Below are 15,430 nucleotides of genomic sequence, written 5' to 3'. Positions count from 1 at the left end.
ACCCGGAACGACGGAGGGCCCCGCCGATCCGGCGGGGCCCTCCGTGAGGTCGGGGTCGGCTAGTTGCCGAAGCCCTTGAAGCGCTGGTTGAACTTCTCGACGCGACCGGCCGAGTCCATGATGCGCTGCTTGCCCGTGTAGAACGGGTGCGAGGCCGAGGAGATCTCGACGTCGATCACCGGGTAGGTGACACCGTCGAGCTCGATGGTCTTGTCGCTCGAGACCGTCGAACGGGTGAGGAAGGTCTCGCCCGAGGCCAGGTCGCGGAACACGACGGCGGCGTACTCGGGGTGGATGTCAGTCTTCATGAGCGGATTCCTTGGGACGTGTGCGGTGGGCGCAGCCCGTTCAGAGCGCGCGAAAGGGTTCGAGACCCGACCGCCAAGCCTAGCAGAGCCGGGCGCGGCCGAGCACGTCAGGCGGCGCGAGCGGTGAAGCGGTCGCCGTCGCGGGTGACCTGCAGCGCCAGACCGAAGGCGGCCGTGAGGTTCTCGCTCGTCATGACGTCATCGAGCGGTCCGGCGGCGGCGATGGCGCCCGTCCGGAGCAGCAGCGCGTGCGTGAAGCCCGGCGGGATCTCCTCCACGTGGTGGGTGACCATGACCATGGCCGGCGAGGAGGGCTCGCTCGCGTAGGCGCCGAGCAGCTGCAGGAGCTCCTCGCGCGCGCCGAGGTCGAGGCTCGCCGCGGGCTCGTCGAGCAGCAGCAGCTCGGGGTCGGTCATGATGGCCCGCGCAATCTGCACCCGCTTCTGCTCGCCGTCGCTGAGCGTGCCGAACAGGCGGTCGCCGAATCCGTCGAGGTGCCACTCGCGCAGCACGCGCTCAGCGCGGCGCACATCGACCTCCTCGTACTGCTCGTTCCAGCGGCCGGTCACCGAGTACGAGGCCGTCATGACCACGTCGAGCACGCGCTCATTGCCCGGGATGCGGCGCGCGAGGGCCGTCGAGGCGAACCCGATGCGGGGCCGCAGCTCGAACACGTCCGTGGCGCCCAGCAGCTCGTCCAGCACGACGGCCCGCCCCGAGGTCGGGTGCAGGAACGATGCCGCGACCTGCAGCATGGTGGTCTTGCCGGCGCCATTCGGACCGAGCACCACCCACCGCTGGTCGGAGGTCACCTGCCAGGTGACGTGGTCGAGGATGGTGGTGCCATCACGGGTCAGGGAGACGTCGTCGAACGTGAGAACACTGGCCATGATTGCTCCAGCCTAGAGCAGGGTGCGGTACAGCTCGGTCGTGCGCGCGGCGATGCTCGGCCACGAGAACATGGCTTCGGCGCGAGTCCGGCCGGCGGCGCCCATCGCGAGCGCCGCATCCCGATCGCTGACGACCTCGGTCAGCGTCGCCGCGAGGTCCGCGATGAACCGTTCCGGGTCGAGCGGCGTTCCCGAGCCGTCGTGCACCTGGTCGATCGGCACGAGGCGGCCGGTGATGCCGTCGTCGACGACCTCGGGGATGCCGCCCGTGTTCGTGCCGACCACCGCGACGCCGCAGGCCATCGCCTCGAGGTTCACGATCCCGAGAGGCTCGTAGACGCTGGGGCAGACGAAGGTGGTCGCCGCTGAGAGCACGGCGCTCAGCTCGCTCGGGGTGAGCATGCGCTCGATCCAGACGACGCCGCTGCGCTCGGCCTGCAGCGCCGCGACGCCGTGCTGCACCTCGCGGAGGATCTCCGGGGTGTCGGGGGCGCCGGCGCAGAGCACGAGCTGAACGTCGGCCGGCAGGCGGCGGGCGGCCTGCAGCAGGTAGGGCAGGCCCTTCTGGCGCGTGATGCGGCCGACGAAGACGACGGTCGGCCGGTCGGGGTCGATGCCGAGCGAGCGCACGGCCTCGTGGTCGATAGTGCGCTGCCAGCGCTCCAGGTCGATGCCGTTGTGGATCACGGTCACGCGCGACTCGTCGATCTCGGGGTAGCAGCGCAGGATGTCGCGGCGCATTCCCTCGCTCACCGCGATCACGGCATCCGCCGCCTCGAAGGCGTTCTTCTCGATCCAGCGCGACACGCGGTAGCCGCCCCCGAGTTGCTCGGCCTTCCACGGTCGCAGCGGCTCGAGGCTGTGCGCCGTCACGACGTGCGGGATCCCGTGGAGCAGCTGCGACAGGTGGCCGGCCGCGTTCGCGTACCAGGTGTGCGAGTGCACGAGGTCGGCGCCGTCGACGTCGTCGGCGATCGCCAGGTCGACGCCCATCGTCGCCAGGGCGGGATTCGCCGAGCTGAGCGTGCCCGGCACCAGGTAGGCGTGGGTTCCCGCCTCGTTGCGGGGTGCGCCGAAGCACCGGACCCGTACGTCGATGCCGCTGCGGAGCGCCCGCACCAGCTCAGCGACATGCACCCCCGCTCCCCCGTAGATCTCGGGCGGATACTCACGGGTGATCACGTCGACGCGCATGGCCTCGACGCTAGTACAGGCGTGCCTCTATGGCACCGCGCGCCGCTCGCCTAGGGTGGGGCCATGTCGACTCCCAAGATCTTCGGAATCGTGCTCGCGGGCGGTGAGGGAAAGCGGCTCATGCCCTTGACGGTCGACCGCGCGAAACCCGCCGTGCCCTTCGCGGGCGGTTATCGGCTGATCGACTTCGCCCTCTCGAACCTCATCAACTCGGGACTGCGTCAGCTGGTCGTCCTGACCCAGTACAAGAGCCATTCGCTCGACCGGCACGTGTCGCAGACCTGGCGGCTGAGCGGCATGCTCAACGCCTACGTCGCCTCGGTTCCCGCCCAGCAGCGTCTCGGAAAGCGCTGGTTCTCGGGGTCGGCCGACGCGATCTACCAGAGCCTCAACCTGATCCGTGATGAGAAGCCCGACATCGTCGTGGTGGTCGGTGCCGATCACGTGTACCGGATGGACTTCCGGCAGATGATCGACGCGCACATCGCCAACGGCGCGGGCGTGACGGTCGCGGGCATCCGCCAGCCGATCGCCCTCGCCGACCAGTTCGGCGTCATCGAGACCGACCCGGCCAACCCGCAGCGCATCGCGGCCTTCCACGAGAAGCCGAAGAACGCGGTCGGGCTTCCGGATGCCCCGCACGAGGTGCTCGCGTCGATGGGCAACTACGTGTTCGATGCCGATGTGCTCGTCGACGCCGTGACCCGAGACGGCGACGACCCCGACAGCGCGCACGACATGGGCGGCGACATCGTGCCGGCCTTCGTGCGCGAGGGCCGCGCCTTCGTCTACGACCTCAACCGCAACGAGGTGCCCGGTGCCACCGAGCGCGACCGCTTCTACTGGCGCGACGTGGGCACGATCGAGTCGTTCTTCGACGCCCACCAGGACCTCATCTCGGCGCTGCCGGTGTTCAACCTCTACAACACCGATTGGCCCATCTACTCGCAGCAGTTGAACTCGCCGCCCGCGAAGTTCGTGCGCGACGCCTCCGGTGCCACCGGCATGATGATCGACTCGATCGTCTCGCTCGGCTCGGTCATCTCCGGTTCGCACATCGAGCGCAGCGTGCTCGGCCCCTGGGTGACGATCGAGTCGGCGTCGGTCGTCGACAGCGTGGTGTTCGAGCGCGTCACCATCGGGGCGGGAGCCGTCGTGCGGCGGGCTATTCTCGACAAGGAGGTCGTCGTGGCCCCCGGCGCCCAGGTGGGCGTCGACCACGACGCCGACCGCGCCCGCGGCCTCACGGTCACCGAGACGGGCATCGTGGTCGCCGGCAAGGGCGTCCGCATCGAGTAGAGCGGCTCTGCCGCCCCGAGCCCCGCAGGAGCATCCACCCTCATGGCCTCGCTGCTCGTCGTGCTCGACGTCGACTCGACCCTCATCGAGGAGGAGGCGATCGAGCTGCTCGCCGAGGAGGCCGGGTCGGGCGCAGCCGTCGCCGCCGTCACCGCGCGCGCCATGGCGGGCGAGCTCGATTTCGCGACATCGCTCACCGAGCGGGTGGCGACGCTCGTCGGGCTCGACGAGGGCGTGTTCGCGCGGGTGGCCCCGCGGATCACGCTGACCCGCGGGGCGCGCGAGCTGGTCGCGGGGGTGCACGCGGTCGGCGGATGCGTCGCCGTCGTCTCCGGCGGATTCCACGAGCTGCTCGACCCCCTCGCCGCCGACCTCGGCCTCGACGCGCACCGGGCGAACCGGCTCGCGATCGAGGGCGGACGCCTCACGGGCCGCACGACGGGCCCCGTGATCGACGCCGCGGCCAAGGCCGAGGCGCTGCGCGAGTGGGCGGAGCGTTTCGACGTGCCCCTCGCGCGGACGGTCGCCGTCGGCGATGGCGCCAACGATCTGGCGATGATGGCCGCGGCCGGGCTGAGCATCGCGTTCGACGCGAAGCCGATCGTGCGCGGTGCCGCCCACGTCAGCCTCGTCGAGCGCGACCTCGCGGCCGTGCTCGGCGTGCTCGGGCTGCGGGGGTAGACCCGCGTTGCCTCAGGATCGAGGCGGGCTCGAGGTCAGTGGCCCATGCCGAGGCCGCCGTCGACGGGGATCACGGCCCCGCTGATGTAGGCGGCATCGTCGCCGGCGAGCCAGGCGACGACGCGGGCGACCTCGGTGGGGGTCGCGAAGCGGCCGACCGGGATCGCCTCCTGGTAGGCCTTCTGCTGGTCCTCCGGCAGGGCCGCCGTCATGTCGGTCTCGATGAATCCCGGGGCGACGACGTTGGCGGTGATGCCGCGGCCGCCGAGCTCGCGCGTCAGCGAGCGGGCCATGCCCACGAGAGCGGACTTCGAGGCGCTGTAGTTGACCTGGCCGGCCGAGCCGTACAGCCCCACCACGCTGGAGATGAGGATGATGCGGCCGAAGCGGGCCTTGAGCATCCCCTTCGACGCCCTCTTCACCGTGCGGAAGGCGCCAGTGAGGTTGGTGTCGATGACGCTCGTGAAGTCCTCCTCCGACATGCGAAGCAGGAGGGTGTCACGGGTGATCCCGGCGTTCGCCACGACCACCTCGACCGGTCCCAGCTCGGCCTCGACCGTCGTGAAGGCAGCATCGAGCGAGTCGGCGTCGGTGACGTCGGCGATCACGGTGAGCGCGCCGGCCGGGCCCGAGCCGGAGCGGGCCGTGACGGCCACCCGATGCCCCTGGGCGAGGAACTCCTCGGCGATCGAGTAGCCGATGCCGCGGTTGCCGCCGGTGATCAGAACAGTGCGCTGGGTGGTCATGGCTCCCCAGCATATGCGCAACGTCGCGGGCTACCATCGCGATGTGTCGAAGCCGCAGTCCCATGCGATCACCAGCCTCCCCACCTCGCCCGATGAGGAGCGCAAGGCCCGCATGGTCAAGTACTCCGTGGCCATGGCGGTGCGCATGGTGTGCATCATGGCGTGCTTCGTCACGCCCGGCTGGTGGCTGCTGATTCCCGCCTTCGGTGCGGTCGTGTTGCCCTACGTCGCGGTGGTCGCCGCGAACACCGTCGTGAACTCCGCCGGACGCGCCGTCGAGCGTCCCGGCGCGCTCCTGCCCGTGGGGGAGGACCGCGCGTGATCGACCTGCCCGGGGCCATCACGAGCCGCCGCTGCTCGCGTGCCGGCTGCAAAGAGGAAGCGACCTGGGCGGTCAACTGGCGCAACCCCCGCATTCACACCCCCGATCGGGTCAAGGTGTGGCTGGCCTGCGAGGAGCATCGCGACTACCTCTACGACTACGTGGACGCCCGCGGGTTCCCGGTGACGAACACGCCAGCGGGCGTGGCCGTCGAGAGCGTGCCAGAGCGGGGAGAATAACTCCTCGTGAGCATCCTCGCGCTGGCCCTGACGCGGCGCTGGCTGGGCTGGCTGGCGTTCACGACGCTGTTCGCAGTGGTGTGCGTGGGGCTGGCGCAGTGGCAGTGGGCGCGCCGCCTGGAGGCCGTCGCCGAGATCCGCGTCGTCGCGCAGAACTGGGATGCCCCTCCGGTCGCCCTCACCGAAGTGCTGCCGGGCGACGCGCCCCTCGACCCCGCCGCCGAGTGGACCCCCGTCGTGCTCGAGGGCGAGTACCTGGTCGATGAGCAGCTGCTGGTGCGCAACCGCCCGTTCGGCGGCCGCCCCGGGTTCGAGGTCCTGACGCCGCTGCTGCTCGACTCGGGCGCCGTGTTCATCGTCAACCGCGGCTGGGTGCCGACCGGCGATGAGCAGGACTCCCCCGACGCCGTGCCCGCACCCCCAGAAGGCCCCGTCGAGGTGATCGCTCGGCTCAAGCCGGGCGAGCCGACGATCGCGGGGCGCGGCGCACCGGAGGGGCAGATCGCGACGATCCACCTTCCTGAGCTCGCCGAGCGGGTGAGCGGCGGCCCCGTCATCGAGGGCGCCTACGGCCTGCTCGACCGCGAGCAGCCCGCTTCGGCCGAGCGCCCGGTCGCCGCTCTGCGTCCTGTTGCCGATGAGGGACCGCACCTCAGCTACACCTTCCAGTGGTATCTCTTCGCGCTGCTCGGCTTCATCGGCTTCGGCTGGGCGCTCCGTCACGAGCACCGCGTCCTGCGCGCGGCCGAGAGCGGCGAGCCGATCGCTCCCCCGCGGCGGCGGCGCAGGGTCGGGCCGACCGACGATGAGATCGAGGACGCTCTGCTCGACGCGGATGACGAGAGCCGAGCGGGCCGTCAGGCGAGCGAGATCAGCTCGGCGTAGTCGGCCGTCCAGAGGTCCTCGACGCCGTCGGGCATGATGAGCACGCGCTCGGGGTTCAGCGCCTCCACGGCTCCCTCGTCGTGGCTGACGAGGATCACCGCGCCGCTGTAGCTCGCAAGAGCCCCCAGGATCTCCGCCCGGCTGGCGGGGTCGAGGTTGTTCGTCGGCTCGTCGAGCAGCAGCAGATTCGCCTTCGAGACCACCAGGGTCGCGAGCGAGAGGCGCGTCTTCTCGCCGCCGGACAGCACGCCAGCGGGCTTCTGAACGTCATCACCGATGAACAGGAACGAGCCGAGCACGCTGCGCGCCTCCCGCTCGGTGATCGCATCGCTCGCGCTCATCATGTTCTCGAGAACGGAGCGCTTCACGTCGAGCGTCTCGTGCTCCTGCGCGTAATAGCCGATGCGCAGCCCGTGACCGGGCTCGATGATGCCGGTATCGGGCTGGTCGACCCCGGCGAGGATCCGCAGCAGCGTCGTCTTGCCGGCACCGTTGAGGCCCAGGATGACCACGCGCGAGCCGCGATCGACGGCGAGATCGACCGCGGTGAAGATCTCCAGCGAGCCGTAGCTCTTCGACAGGTTGTGGGCCTGCAGCGGGGTCTTGCCGACGGGAGCGGGCTCGGGGAACCGCAGCTTCGCGACGCGGTCGACCGCCCGCACCTCCTCCAGCCCGGAGAGCATCTTCTCGGCGCGTGCCACCATCTGGTGCGCGGCGGCCGCCTTCGAGGCCTTCGCTCCGAAACGGGCGGCCTGCAGCTGCAGCGCGGTCGCCTTCTTCTCGACGTTGGCGCGCTCCTTCTTGCGGCGCTCCTCGTCGGCCTCGCGCTGCCGCAGGTAGTTCTTCCACCCCATGTTGTAGATGTCGATGACCTGCCGGTTGGCGTCGAGGTAGAAGACCCGGTTGACGGTCTCCTCGACGAGCTGCACGTCGTGGCTGATCACGATGAAGCCGCCCTGGTACGCCTTCAGGAAGTCACGGAGCCAGACCACGGAGTCGGCGTCGAGGTGGTTCGTCGGCTCGTCGAGGATCATCGTCTCGGCGTCGCTGAACAGGATGCGGGCCAACTCGATGCGGCGTCGCTGGCCTCCCGACAGCGTGCTGAGCGGTTGGCTCAGGATGCGGTCGGGAAGGCTCAGGTTGCTCGCGATCGCGGCGGCCTCCGCCTCGGCCGCGTAGCCGCCGAGCGCGTGGAAGCGGTCGGTCAGCCGCCCGTAGCGGGCCATCGCCTTCTCGGCGACGGCCGGGTCGCTGCTGCCCATGTCGACGGTGGCCTGCTGCATATCGAGCACGATCTGCCCGAGTCCGCGGGCGTCGAGGATGCGGGTGCGGGCCAGCTGCTCCGGATCGCCCGCGCGCGGATCCTGCGGCAGGTAGCCGATCTCGCCGCTGCGCGTGATGGTGCCGCCGGTCGGCTGTCCCTCGCCCGCGAGGGCACGGGTCATCGTCGTCTTGCCGGCGCCGTTCCGCCCGACCAGACCGATCTTGTCGCCCTTGGCGACCTGGAAGCTGACGTTCTCCATCAGCAGGCGCGCGCCGACCCGGATCTCGAGGTCGTGTACGGCAAGCACAGTGAACGTCCGATTCTTTGGTGGGATTCGACGACCCCGGGCGACGGGGGCCAGCCCGATAGTCTAGCCGTGTCCCCCGCACCCGACGTCTCATGCAGAGGAACCTCCGCCGTGTCGAACGCCACCACCGCTCTCTCCCCCGCCGCTCCCGACCGCATCACGCTGGTCGACCGGGTCATCGCCCGTTCGTGGGCGAGCGATATCGCCCTCGTCATCGCCGGCACTGCCCTGGTGGCGGTGCTCGCTCAGGTCGCCGTGCCGCTCTGGCCCGTTCCCGTCACCGGCCAGACCCTCGCGGTGCTGCTGGTCGGCGCCAGCCTCGGCGCCGCGCGCGGCGCCGCATCCCTCGCCCTCTACGCCGTTCTCGGGCTCGCCGGTCTGCCGATCTTCGCGCCGCAGGACGACGGCTCGCACCTCACCGGGCTCGCGGCCTTGACCGCGCCGAGCTTCGGCTACATCATCGGCTTCATCGCCTCGGCCGCGATCGTCGGCTGGGCCGCCGAGCGCTCGTGGGACCGCGGCTGGTACAAGCCGATCATCACCTTCATCGGCGGCTCGCTCGTCGTCTTCGCTTTCGGCCTGCCCTGGCTCGCCGTCGCGCTCGGTCAGTTCGGTCTGCCGAACGACCCCCAGTCGGTGCTCATCTCCGGCTTCTACCCGTTCATCATCGGCGGGATCATCAAGGCCGCGATTGCGGCGGCCCTGCTGCCCGCGCTCTGGGCCGCCGCCGAGCGGGCGCCACGCCACGACTGACGCAGTCCGCGAACGAGGAAGGGCCCCTGCCGGATAGCAGGGGCCCTTCCTCGTTGAGGCTCTCAGATGCTGAAGCCCAACCGCCTGTCGGCGGAGCGCTCGGGACTGACGGTCCACTGGGCCGTCAAATGCTGAATCCGAGCGCTCTCATCATGTCGCGACCGTCGTCCGTGATGCGCTCGGGGCCCCACGGGGGCATCCACACCCAGTTGATGCGGAACTGCTCAACGATGCCGTCGAGGGCGTTCGCCACCGACTCCTCGATGACGTCCGTCAACGGACAGCCCGCGGAGGTCAGCGTCATCGAGATGATGAGCGCGTCGCTCTCCTCATCCCAGGCGAGGTCGTAGACGAGGCCGAGGTCGACGATATTGACCCCCAGCTCGGGGTCGACGACGTCCTTCAGCCCCTCCTCGACCTTGTCGAAGAGCTGCGGTTCCAGTGCGGTGGGCATGGCTCTAGCCTACGGTCGACCCGGTCAGGTAGCGGTCGTAGCCCTCGTTCTCGAGGCGCTCTGCCAGCTCCGGGCCGCCCTCCTCGGCGACGCGGCCGTCGACGAAGACGTGCACGAAGTCAGGCTGGATGTACCGAAGGATGCGCGTGTAGTGCGTGATGAGCAGCACACCGAGCCCGGTGTTCTCCTTCACGCGGTTCACGCCCTCCGAGACGATCTTCAGCGCATCGACGTCGAGGCCGGAGTCGGTCTCGTCGAGCACGGCAATCTTCGGCTTGAGGAGCTCGAGCTGGACGATCTCGTGGCGTTTCTTCTCGCCGCCCGAGAAGCCCTCGTTGACGTTGCGCTCGGCGAAGGAGGAGTCCATGCGGAGCGCCTCCATCGAGCCTTTGAGCTCCTTGATCCAGCTGCGCAGCGGCGGGGCCTCACCGTCGAGGGCGGTCTTGGCGGTGCGGAGGAAGTTCGAGACCGTGACGCCGGGGATCTCGACCGGGTACTGCATGGCCAGGAACAGGCCGGCGCGGGCGCGCTCGTCGATGCTCATCTCGAGCACGTTCTCGCCGTCGAGCGTGATCGTGCCGCTGTCGACGGTGTACCGGGGGTGGCCGGCGATCGTGTAGGCGAGGGTCGACTTGCCCGAGCCGTTGGGGCCCATGATGGCGTGCGTCTCGCCCGAGTTGATGATCAGGTCGACCCCGCGGAGGATGGGCTTGACGCCCTGGTCGGTCTCGATACTGACGTGCAGGTCGCGGATCTCAAGAGTGGACATTGCTCTGGCTGGTCCTCTGTGTCGTGGGGGGAGTCGGGTGCGGCGGTCAGCCGGCGATGGTCTGGTCGACATCGACGAGGACGTCGTCGCCGTCGATGGTCACGGTGTAGACGGGAACCGGCTCGTAGGCCGGGAAGTTGCGGGGCTTGCCGCTGCCGAGGTCGAACTTCGAGCCGTGCGCCCAGCACTCGATGGCGTCGTCCTCGACGAAGCCCTCGCTCAGCGAGATCTCACCGTGGGTGCACGTGTCGCCGAGGGCGTGCACGGCCCCGGCGGAATCCATGACGACGGCGACGGGCTTGCCGTCGACGACAACCTTGCGGGCGGTCGCCGGGCTGAGCTCCCCGAGCGAGCAGACGCGGGTCGCGGTCATGTCACACCACCTCCACGGCGGCCAGCTCGTCCTCGAGCAGGGCGAGCAGTCGGGCCTCGAGCGCCTCGTTGCCGATGCGCTGCACCACCTCGAGCAGGAACCCGAGCACAACCAGGCGTCGAGCCTCCTGCTCATCGATGCCGCGCGCGCGCAGGTAGAACAGGTGCTCGTCGTCGAAACGACCGGTGGCGCTCGCGTGGCCCGCCCCGGCGATCTCGCCCGTCTCGATCTCCAGGTTCGGGATCGAGTCGGCGCGGGTGCCGTCGCTGAGCACGAGGTTGCGGTTCTCCTCGTACGAGTCGGTTCCGGTGGCGTCGCGGCCGATGAGCACGTCGCCGACCCACACGGTGCGCGCTCCCTGTCCGTTCAGGGCGCCCTTGTAGCTGACCCGGCTGACGGTGTGCGGCGCGATGTGGTGCACGTAGACGCGCTGCTCGAGGTGCTGACCGGCGTCGGCGAAATACAGGCCGAGCAGCTGTCCGTCGGCACCCTCACCCGCGAGCGCGACCGAGGGGTTCACGCGCACGACGGCACCGCCGAGCGACACGACGACGTGCTTGAGCCGGGCATCGCGGTCCACGCGCCCGAAGTGGCTCGAGAGGTGGACGGCCTCGTCGTCCCACTCCTGCAGGCTCACGACGGTCAGGTCGCTGCCCTGCTCGGCGATGATCTCGACGTTCTCGCTGAGGCGGGCCGGGCCGCGGTGGTCGATGATGACCGTGCCGCGCGCGTTCGGCTTCGCGGTGATGATCGTGTGGGCGGCGCGCGGTGCGGCGTCGGGCGCGGTGCGGTCGACGGTCACGGTGACCGTCTCCTCGCCCGTGAGCGTGACGACGAGAGCCTTTTCGCTGCTCGACCAGGCGTTCGCGGCGGCGCGCTCCTCGGCGAGGCCCGCGGAGCCGATGCGGGCGTCGTCGCGGCCGACCCACTCGACCGTGATGCCCGCGGCCGGCGACACCTCGGCCGGGAAGGGCGAGCCGTCGAGAGGTCCGTCGATCAGGTCGCGGATGCTCGCCACGGGCGTCAGCCGCCATTCGAGCTCGCGCCCGGTGACCTCCGGGAAGTCGGCGTGCTGAGCCGAGGCGAAGCGCTCGGAGCGCGTCTGCACGGGCACCGGAGACCCGGGGCCGTGGGCGTGCTGGAGGGGAGCCGCCTCGGGGGCGGCGGAGGGTGCGGACGTCATCTAGCCGACGCTGCCTTCCATGTTCATCTCGATGAGCTTGTTCAACTCGAGGGCGTACTCCATCGGCAGCTCGCGCGCGATGGGCTCGATGAAACCACGCACGATCATCGCCATCGCCTCGTCCTCGGGCATGCCGCGCGACTGCAGGTAGAACAGCTGCTCCTCGCTCACGCGCGACACGGTCGCCTCGTGGCCGAGCTGCACGTCATCGACGCGGATGTCGATCGCCGGATACGTGTCGGAGCGCGAGATCGTGTCGACCAGCAGCGCGTCGCAGCGCACCGTGTTGGCCGAGTGGTGGGCGTTCGCGTCGACGCGCACCTCACCGCGGTAGCCGGCTCGGCCACCGCCGCGCGCGATGGACTTCGACACGATCGACGAGGTCGTGTACGGCGCCATGTGGATCATCTTCGCGCCGGCATCCTGGTGCTGTCCGGGCCCGGCGAAGGCGACCGACAGGGTCTCGCCCTTCGCGTGCTCGCCCATGAGGAAGATCGACGGGTACTTCATCGTGACCTTCGAGCCGATGTTGCCGTCGATCCACTCCATGGTGGCGCCCTCGTGGGCGACGGCGCGCTTGGTGACCAGGTTGTACACGTTGTTCGACCAGTTCTGGATCGTCGTGTACCGCACGCGCGCGTTCTTCTTGACGATGATCTCCACGACGGCCGAGTGCAGCGAGTCGCTCTTGTAGATCGGGGCCGTGCAGCCCTCGATGTAGTGCACGTACGAACCCTCGTCGGCGATGATCAGCGTCCGCTCGAACTGGCCCATGTTCTCGGTGTTGATGCGGAAGTAGGCCTGCAGCGGGATCTCCACGTGGACCCCCGGCGGCACGTAGACGAACGAGCCGCCCGACCACACGGCCGTGTTCAGCGCGGCGAACTTGTTGTCGCCGGCGGGGATGACCGTGCCGAAGTACTCCTGGAAGAACTCCGGGTGCTCGCGCAGAGCCGTGTCGGTGTCCATGAAGATGACGCCCTGAGCCTCGAGATCCTCGCGGATCTGGTGGTACACCACCTCCGACTCGTACTGTGCGGCGACGCCGGCAACGAGCCGCTGGCGCTCGGCCTCGGGGATGCCGAGTCGCTCGTACGTGTTCTTGATGTCCTCCGGCAGCTCCTCCCACGAGGTCGCCTGCTTCTCGGTGGTGCGCACGAAGTACTTGATGTTGTCGAAGTCGATCCCCGACAGGTCGGCGCCCCAGATCGGCATCGGCTTCTGGCCGAACAGCTTGAGGCCCTTCAGGCGGAGGTCGAGCATCCACTGCGGTTCGTCCTTGAGCGCCGAGATGTTGCGCACGACGTCCTCGTCGATGCCGCGCCGGGCCGACGCGCCAGCGGCGTCGGAGTCGGACCAGCCGAACTCGTACTGGCCGAGGCCCTCGAGCTCCGGTCGATCGATGAGCACGTCAGACACGGTGTTCCTCTTCTCCTCGTCGAACCCAACCGCGAGGGCGGTGGGGGAATTCCTGATGCGGGGGATGTCCGCTCCTGGTCGGTCCTCCGGCGACGCTGCTCGGCTGACGCTCAACCGCCGCAACTACACTGACAGCGACCGCAGGAGCGGGCAGGTGGGCCTCGGCCCCCGCGATCGACAGCGACGGTGAACACCCTGGAGTCTACAGGGGAGGACGCCGTGAAGAGGAGGATGCAGGCTGTGAACCGGCTGTACCGATGGCTTCCCGTCTCGACCGCCGACCGCCGCGTGAGGGTGCTCGCCTGGGCATCGCTCGTCAGCCAGACCCTCATCGTGGGCACCGGCGGGGCCGTGCGGCTCACCGGCTCGGGCCTTGGCTGCCCCACCTGGCCCCGGTGCACCGAGGACTCGTTCGTCGCGACCCCTGAGATGGGCATCCACGGCATCGTCGAGTTCGGCAACCGCCTGCTGACCTTCGTGCTCGTGATCATCGCGATCCTGGCTTTCCTGTCGATCCTGCGGCTGCGCCGCGAGCGCCCCGAGCTGCTGCGCCTCACGGTCGCGCTCGGCCTCGGCATCCCCGCGCAGGCGGTGATCGGCGGCATCACTGTGCTGACCGAGCTCAACCCCTGGATCGTGGGCCTCCACTTCGTCGTGTCAGCCGTGCTCGTCGCGCTCGCGACGGTCTACGTCCACCGCGTGTACCGCGGCCGGACCTCCGGTCGACTGGCGGTGCCCGTGCCGCTCCGGCGGCTCGCTCTCGCCACGGCGGTCGGCGCCTGGGTGACCGTGCTGATCGGCATCGTTGTGACCGGCTCCGGCCCGCACGCCGGCGACGGCGGGGCCGCGCGCAACGGCCTGGACAGCGAGCTGCTGCAGCACTGGCACTCGTGGCCGGCCTACGCGACCTTCGGCCTCACCCTCCTGCTCGTCGCGCTCGCGTTCCGCAGCGGTCGTGCGCCGATGGTGCGGGCGTCGGTCGCGCTCCTCGCCGTCGAGGGCGTGCAGATCGCCGTCGGCATCGCGCAGGCGCGCCTCGGGCTCCCGGTGATCCTGGTCGGCGTGCACATGGTGCTGGCCTGCGTCCTGGTCGCCGTGGTGACGCTCGTGATGCTGACCACGCGGTTGACCGCGGCCGAGGCGGCGGAGAGCGACGCGGCCAGCGAGCGCGAGGCTGTCAGCGCGTAGACAGTCTGCGCTCGACCGCGCACTGCCGAGGGGTACTCCGCTGAGACGGGCCGTGCCGAGGCTGTCAGCGCGACGCGCAGCGCCTAGAAGGGCAGCAGCGGGTCGATGCCGACGGCGACGAACAGCAGCGTCAGGTACGAGATGCTCGCGTGGAAGACGCGCATGGGCGCCGCCTCCTGGCCGCGGACGGCACGCCCGTAGAGGCGGTGGCTCTCGACGATGAACCAGCCCCCGGCGAGCACGGCGACCGCGGTGTACAGAGCGCCCATCGGCGCGATCGGGATCAGCAGCAGCGAGGCCGCCACGGTCGCCCAGGCGTAGAGGACGACCTGCACGCCCACGGTCGCGCGGTCGCGGATGACCGCGAGCATGGGCACGTCGGCGGCCGCGTAGTCGTCGCGGTACTTCATCGACAGCGGCCAGTAGTGCGGCGGGGTCCAGAGGAAGACGACGAGGAACAGGATGAATGGCGGCCAGTCGAGCGAACCGGTGACGGCCGACCAGCCGATCAGCACCGGGAAGCAGCCCGCGATGCCGCCCCAGATGATGTTCTGCTCGGTTCGGCGCTTGAGCACAAGGGTGTAGATGACGACATAGAAGACGATCGCGGCGAGCGACAGCGCGGCGGCCAGCCAGTTCGTCGTGAGAGCCAGCCAGACGATCGAGATGACCCCGATCGCGTAGGCGAAGATCAGCGCCGCCCGATCGGAGATCTCCCCCGTCACGAGCGGACGGTTCTGCGTGCGGTTCATCACGCGATCGATGTCGCGGTCGATGTACATGTTGAACGCCCCCGCCGACCCGGCCGAGAGGGCACCGCCGATGAGGGTCGCGAGCACCAGGGCGATGCTGGGCAGGCCGTCGGCCGCGAGGATCATGACAGGCGCCGTTGTGACGAGCAGGAGCTCGATGACCCGGGGCTTCGTCAGCGCCACATAGGCGGCCACGGTCCGGCGGAGGCTCCGCGGTCGCGTCGAGACGGCGTGATCGAGAGCGGTATCCATGGCTCCTTCTTCGTGGCAGAGGGCGACGTCAGTCTACGGGAGCGGCGCTTTGAGCCAGCCCAGCGAGCCCGGGACGGCATACGACGCTCCCTATACTGGCCATGGCCGACGATGTCCTGCCCGTCATCGTGCGCGCAGGAGCCGGAGGCGCC

General features: G+C 69.8%; 18 protein-coding genes. 7 read left to right on the top strand and 11 right to left on the bottom strand.

The window, feature by feature from the left end; translation table 11 throughout:
- Positions 1-59: 59 nt before the first annotated feature.
- The 3 genes from BJ959_RS01290 to glgA form a co-directional block, all read right to left on the bottom strand.
- Entirely contained in the window at positions 60-308 is a 249-nt protein-coding gene (locus BJ959_RS01290) for a type B 50S ribosomal protein L31 (RefSeq protein WP_153981076.1), read from the bottom strand.
- Between the two features lie 107 nt (positions 309-415).
- Positions 416-1,198 carry an ABC transporter ATP-binding protein gene (locus BJ959_RS01285; RefSeq protein WP_153981077.1) on the bottom strand — a complete coding sequence of 261 codons (783 nt, stop codon included), beginning with the start codon at positions 1,196-1,198 and terminating at the stop codon, positions 416-418.
- 12 nt (positions 1,199-1,210) lie between these two features.
- On the bottom strand, positions 1,211-2,392 hold the full coding sequence (glgA, locus tag BJ959_RS01280) for a glycogen synthase (protein ID WP_153981078.1): 1,182 nt from the start codon (positions 2,390-2,392) through the stop codon (positions 1,211-1,213).
- A 63-nt stretch (positions 2,393-2,455) separates the two neighbouring features.
- On the opposite strand from glgA, the gene glgC reads away from it, so the two are divergent.
- Both glgC and serB read left to right on the top strand, forming a co-directional pair.
- The gene (glgC, locus tag BJ959_RS01275; RefSeq protein ID WP_153981079.1) at positions 2,456-3,691 is read left to right on the top strand and encodes a glucose-1-phosphate adenylyltransferase; all 1,236 of its coding nucleotides are present in this window, start codon (positions 2,456-2,458) and stop codon (positions 3,689-3,691) included.
- Positions 3,692-3,733: 42 nt separating this feature from the next.
- Positions 3,734-4,372 carry a phosphoserine phosphatase SerB gene (gene serB / locus BJ959_RS01270; protein WP_153981080.1) on the top strand — a complete coding sequence of 213 codons (639 nt, stop codon included), beginning with the start codon at positions 3,734-3,736 and terminating at the stop codon, positions 4,370-4,372.
- Between the two features lie 35 nt (positions 4,373-4,407).
- Here the strand turns inward: serB and fabG are convergent, their stop codons facing one another.
- On the bottom strand, positions 4,408-5,118 hold the full coding sequence (fabG, locus tag BJ959_RS01265; RefSeq protein ID WP_153981081.1) for a 3-oxoacyl-ACP reductase FabG: 711 nt from the start codon (positions 5,116-5,118) through the stop codon (positions 4,408-4,410).
- A 43-nt stretch (positions 5,119-5,161) separates the two neighbouring features.
- Here fabG and BJ959_RS01260 point away from each other — a divergent pair, with 43 nt between their 5' ends.
- Genes BJ959_RS01260 through BJ959_RS01250 form a run of 3 tightly spaced genes read left to right on the top strand, consistent with a single transcriptional unit; the run spans position 5,162 to position 6,564 of the window.
- The gene (locus tag BJ959_RS01260; protein WP_341799838.1) at positions 5,162-5,440 is read left to right on the top strand and encodes a DUF3099 domain-containing protein; all 279 of its coding nucleotides are present in this window, start codon (positions 5,162-5,164) and stop codon (positions 5,438-5,440) included.
- Positions 5,437-5,679 carry a hypothetical protein gene (locus BJ959_RS01255; RefSeq protein ID WP_341799839.1) on the top strand — a complete coding sequence of 81 codons (243 nt, stop codon included), beginning with the start codon at positions 5,437-5,439 and terminating at the stop codon, positions 5,677-5,679. Before BJ959_RS01260 ends, BJ959_RS01255 begins: the two co-directional genes overlap by 4 nt.
- A gap of 6 nt (positions 5,680-5,685) precedes the next feature.
- Positions 5,686-6,564 carry an SURF1 family cytochrome oxidase biogenesis protein gene (locus BJ959_RS01250; protein ID WP_153981082.1) on the top strand — a complete coding sequence of 293 codons (879 nt, stop codon included), beginning with the start codon at positions 5,686-5,688 and terminating at the stop codon, positions 6,562-6,564.
- Here BJ959_RS01250 and BJ959_RS01245 read toward each other — a convergent pair.
- Positions 6,537-8,135 carry an ATP-binding cassette domain-containing protein gene (locus BJ959_RS01245; protein WP_153981083.1) on the bottom strand — a complete coding sequence of 533 codons (1,599 nt, stop codon included), beginning with the start codon at positions 8,133-8,135 and terminating at the stop codon, positions 6,537-6,539. The genes BJ959_RS01250 and BJ959_RS01245 overlap by 28 nt on opposite strands.
- Before the next feature lie 111 nt (positions 8,136-8,246).
- Between BJ959_RS01245 and BJ959_RS01240 the strand changes: the two genes are divergently transcribed.
- Positions 8,247-8,888 carry a biotin transporter BioY gene (locus tag BJ959_RS01240; protein ID WP_153981084.1) on the top strand — a complete coding sequence of 214 codons (642 nt, stop codon included), beginning with the start codon at positions 8,247-8,249 and terminating at the stop codon, positions 8,886-8,888.
- A gap of 124 nt (positions 8,889-9,012) precedes the next feature.
- Here BJ959_RS01240 and BJ959_RS01235 read toward each other — a convergent pair whose 3' ends face one another.
- From BJ959_RS01235 to sufB, 5 genes are read right to left on the bottom strand one after another with little or no spacing between them, the layout of a single operon-like run.
- The gene (locus BJ959_RS01235; RefSeq protein ID WP_047564718.1) at positions 9,013-9,342 is read right to left on the bottom strand and encodes a metal-sulfur cluster assembly factor; all 330 of its coding nucleotides are present in this window, start codon (positions 9,340-9,342) and stop codon (positions 9,013-9,015) included.
- A gap of 4 nt (positions 9,343-9,346) precedes the next feature.
- Positions 9,347-10,111 (bottom strand): Fe-S cluster assembly ATPase SufC, encoded by a 765-nt coding sequence (sufC, locus tag BJ959_RS01230; RefSeq protein ID WP_153981085.1) that lies wholly within the window; start codon positions 10,109-10,111, stop codon positions 9,347-9,349.
- Positions 10,112-10,157: 46 nt separating this feature from the next.
- On the bottom strand, positions 10,158-10,484 hold the full coding sequence (locus tag BJ959_RS01225) for a non-heme iron oxygenase ferredoxin subunit (protein WP_153981086.1): 327 nt from the start codon (positions 10,482-10,484) through the stop codon (positions 10,158-10,160).
- Between the two features lies 1 nt (position 10,485).
- On the bottom strand, positions 10,486-11,667 hold the full coding sequence (gene sufD, locus BJ959_RS01220) for a Fe-S cluster assembly protein SufD (protein ID WP_153981087.1): 1,182 nt from the start codon (positions 11,665-11,667) through the stop codon (positions 10,486-10,488).
- Entirely contained in the window at positions 11,668-13,086 is a 1,419-nt protein-coding gene (sufB, locus tag BJ959_RS01215) for a Fe-S cluster assembly protein SufB (protein WP_153981088.1), read from the bottom strand.
- A gap of 231 nt (positions 13,087-13,317) precedes the next feature.
- On the opposite strand from sufB, the gene BJ959_RS01210 reads away from it, so the two are divergent.
- Positions 13,318-14,274, top strand: coding sequence for a COX15/CtaA family protein (locus BJ959_RS01210; RefSeq protein WP_153981089.1), 957 nt, complete (start codon positions 13,318-13,320; stop codon positions 14,272-14,274).
- 83 nt (positions 14,275-14,357) lie between these two features.
- Here BJ959_RS01210 and BJ959_RS01205 read toward each other — a convergent pair whose 3' ends face one another.
- Positions 14,358-15,278, bottom strand: a complete 921-nt coding sequence (locus BJ959_RS01205) for a heme o synthase (RefSeq protein ID WP_153981090.1) — start codon at positions 15,276-15,278, stop codon at positions 14,358-14,360.
- Positions 15,279-15,430: the final 152 nt, after the last annotated feature.

Source organism: Microcella frigidaquae, from assembly GCF_014200395.1.
Classification (GTDB): domain Bacteria; phylum Actinomycetota; class Actinomycetes; order Actinomycetales; family Microbacteriaceae; genus Microcella; species Microcella frigidaquae.
This window is presented reverse-complemented; position numbering and strand designations above follow the sequence as displayed.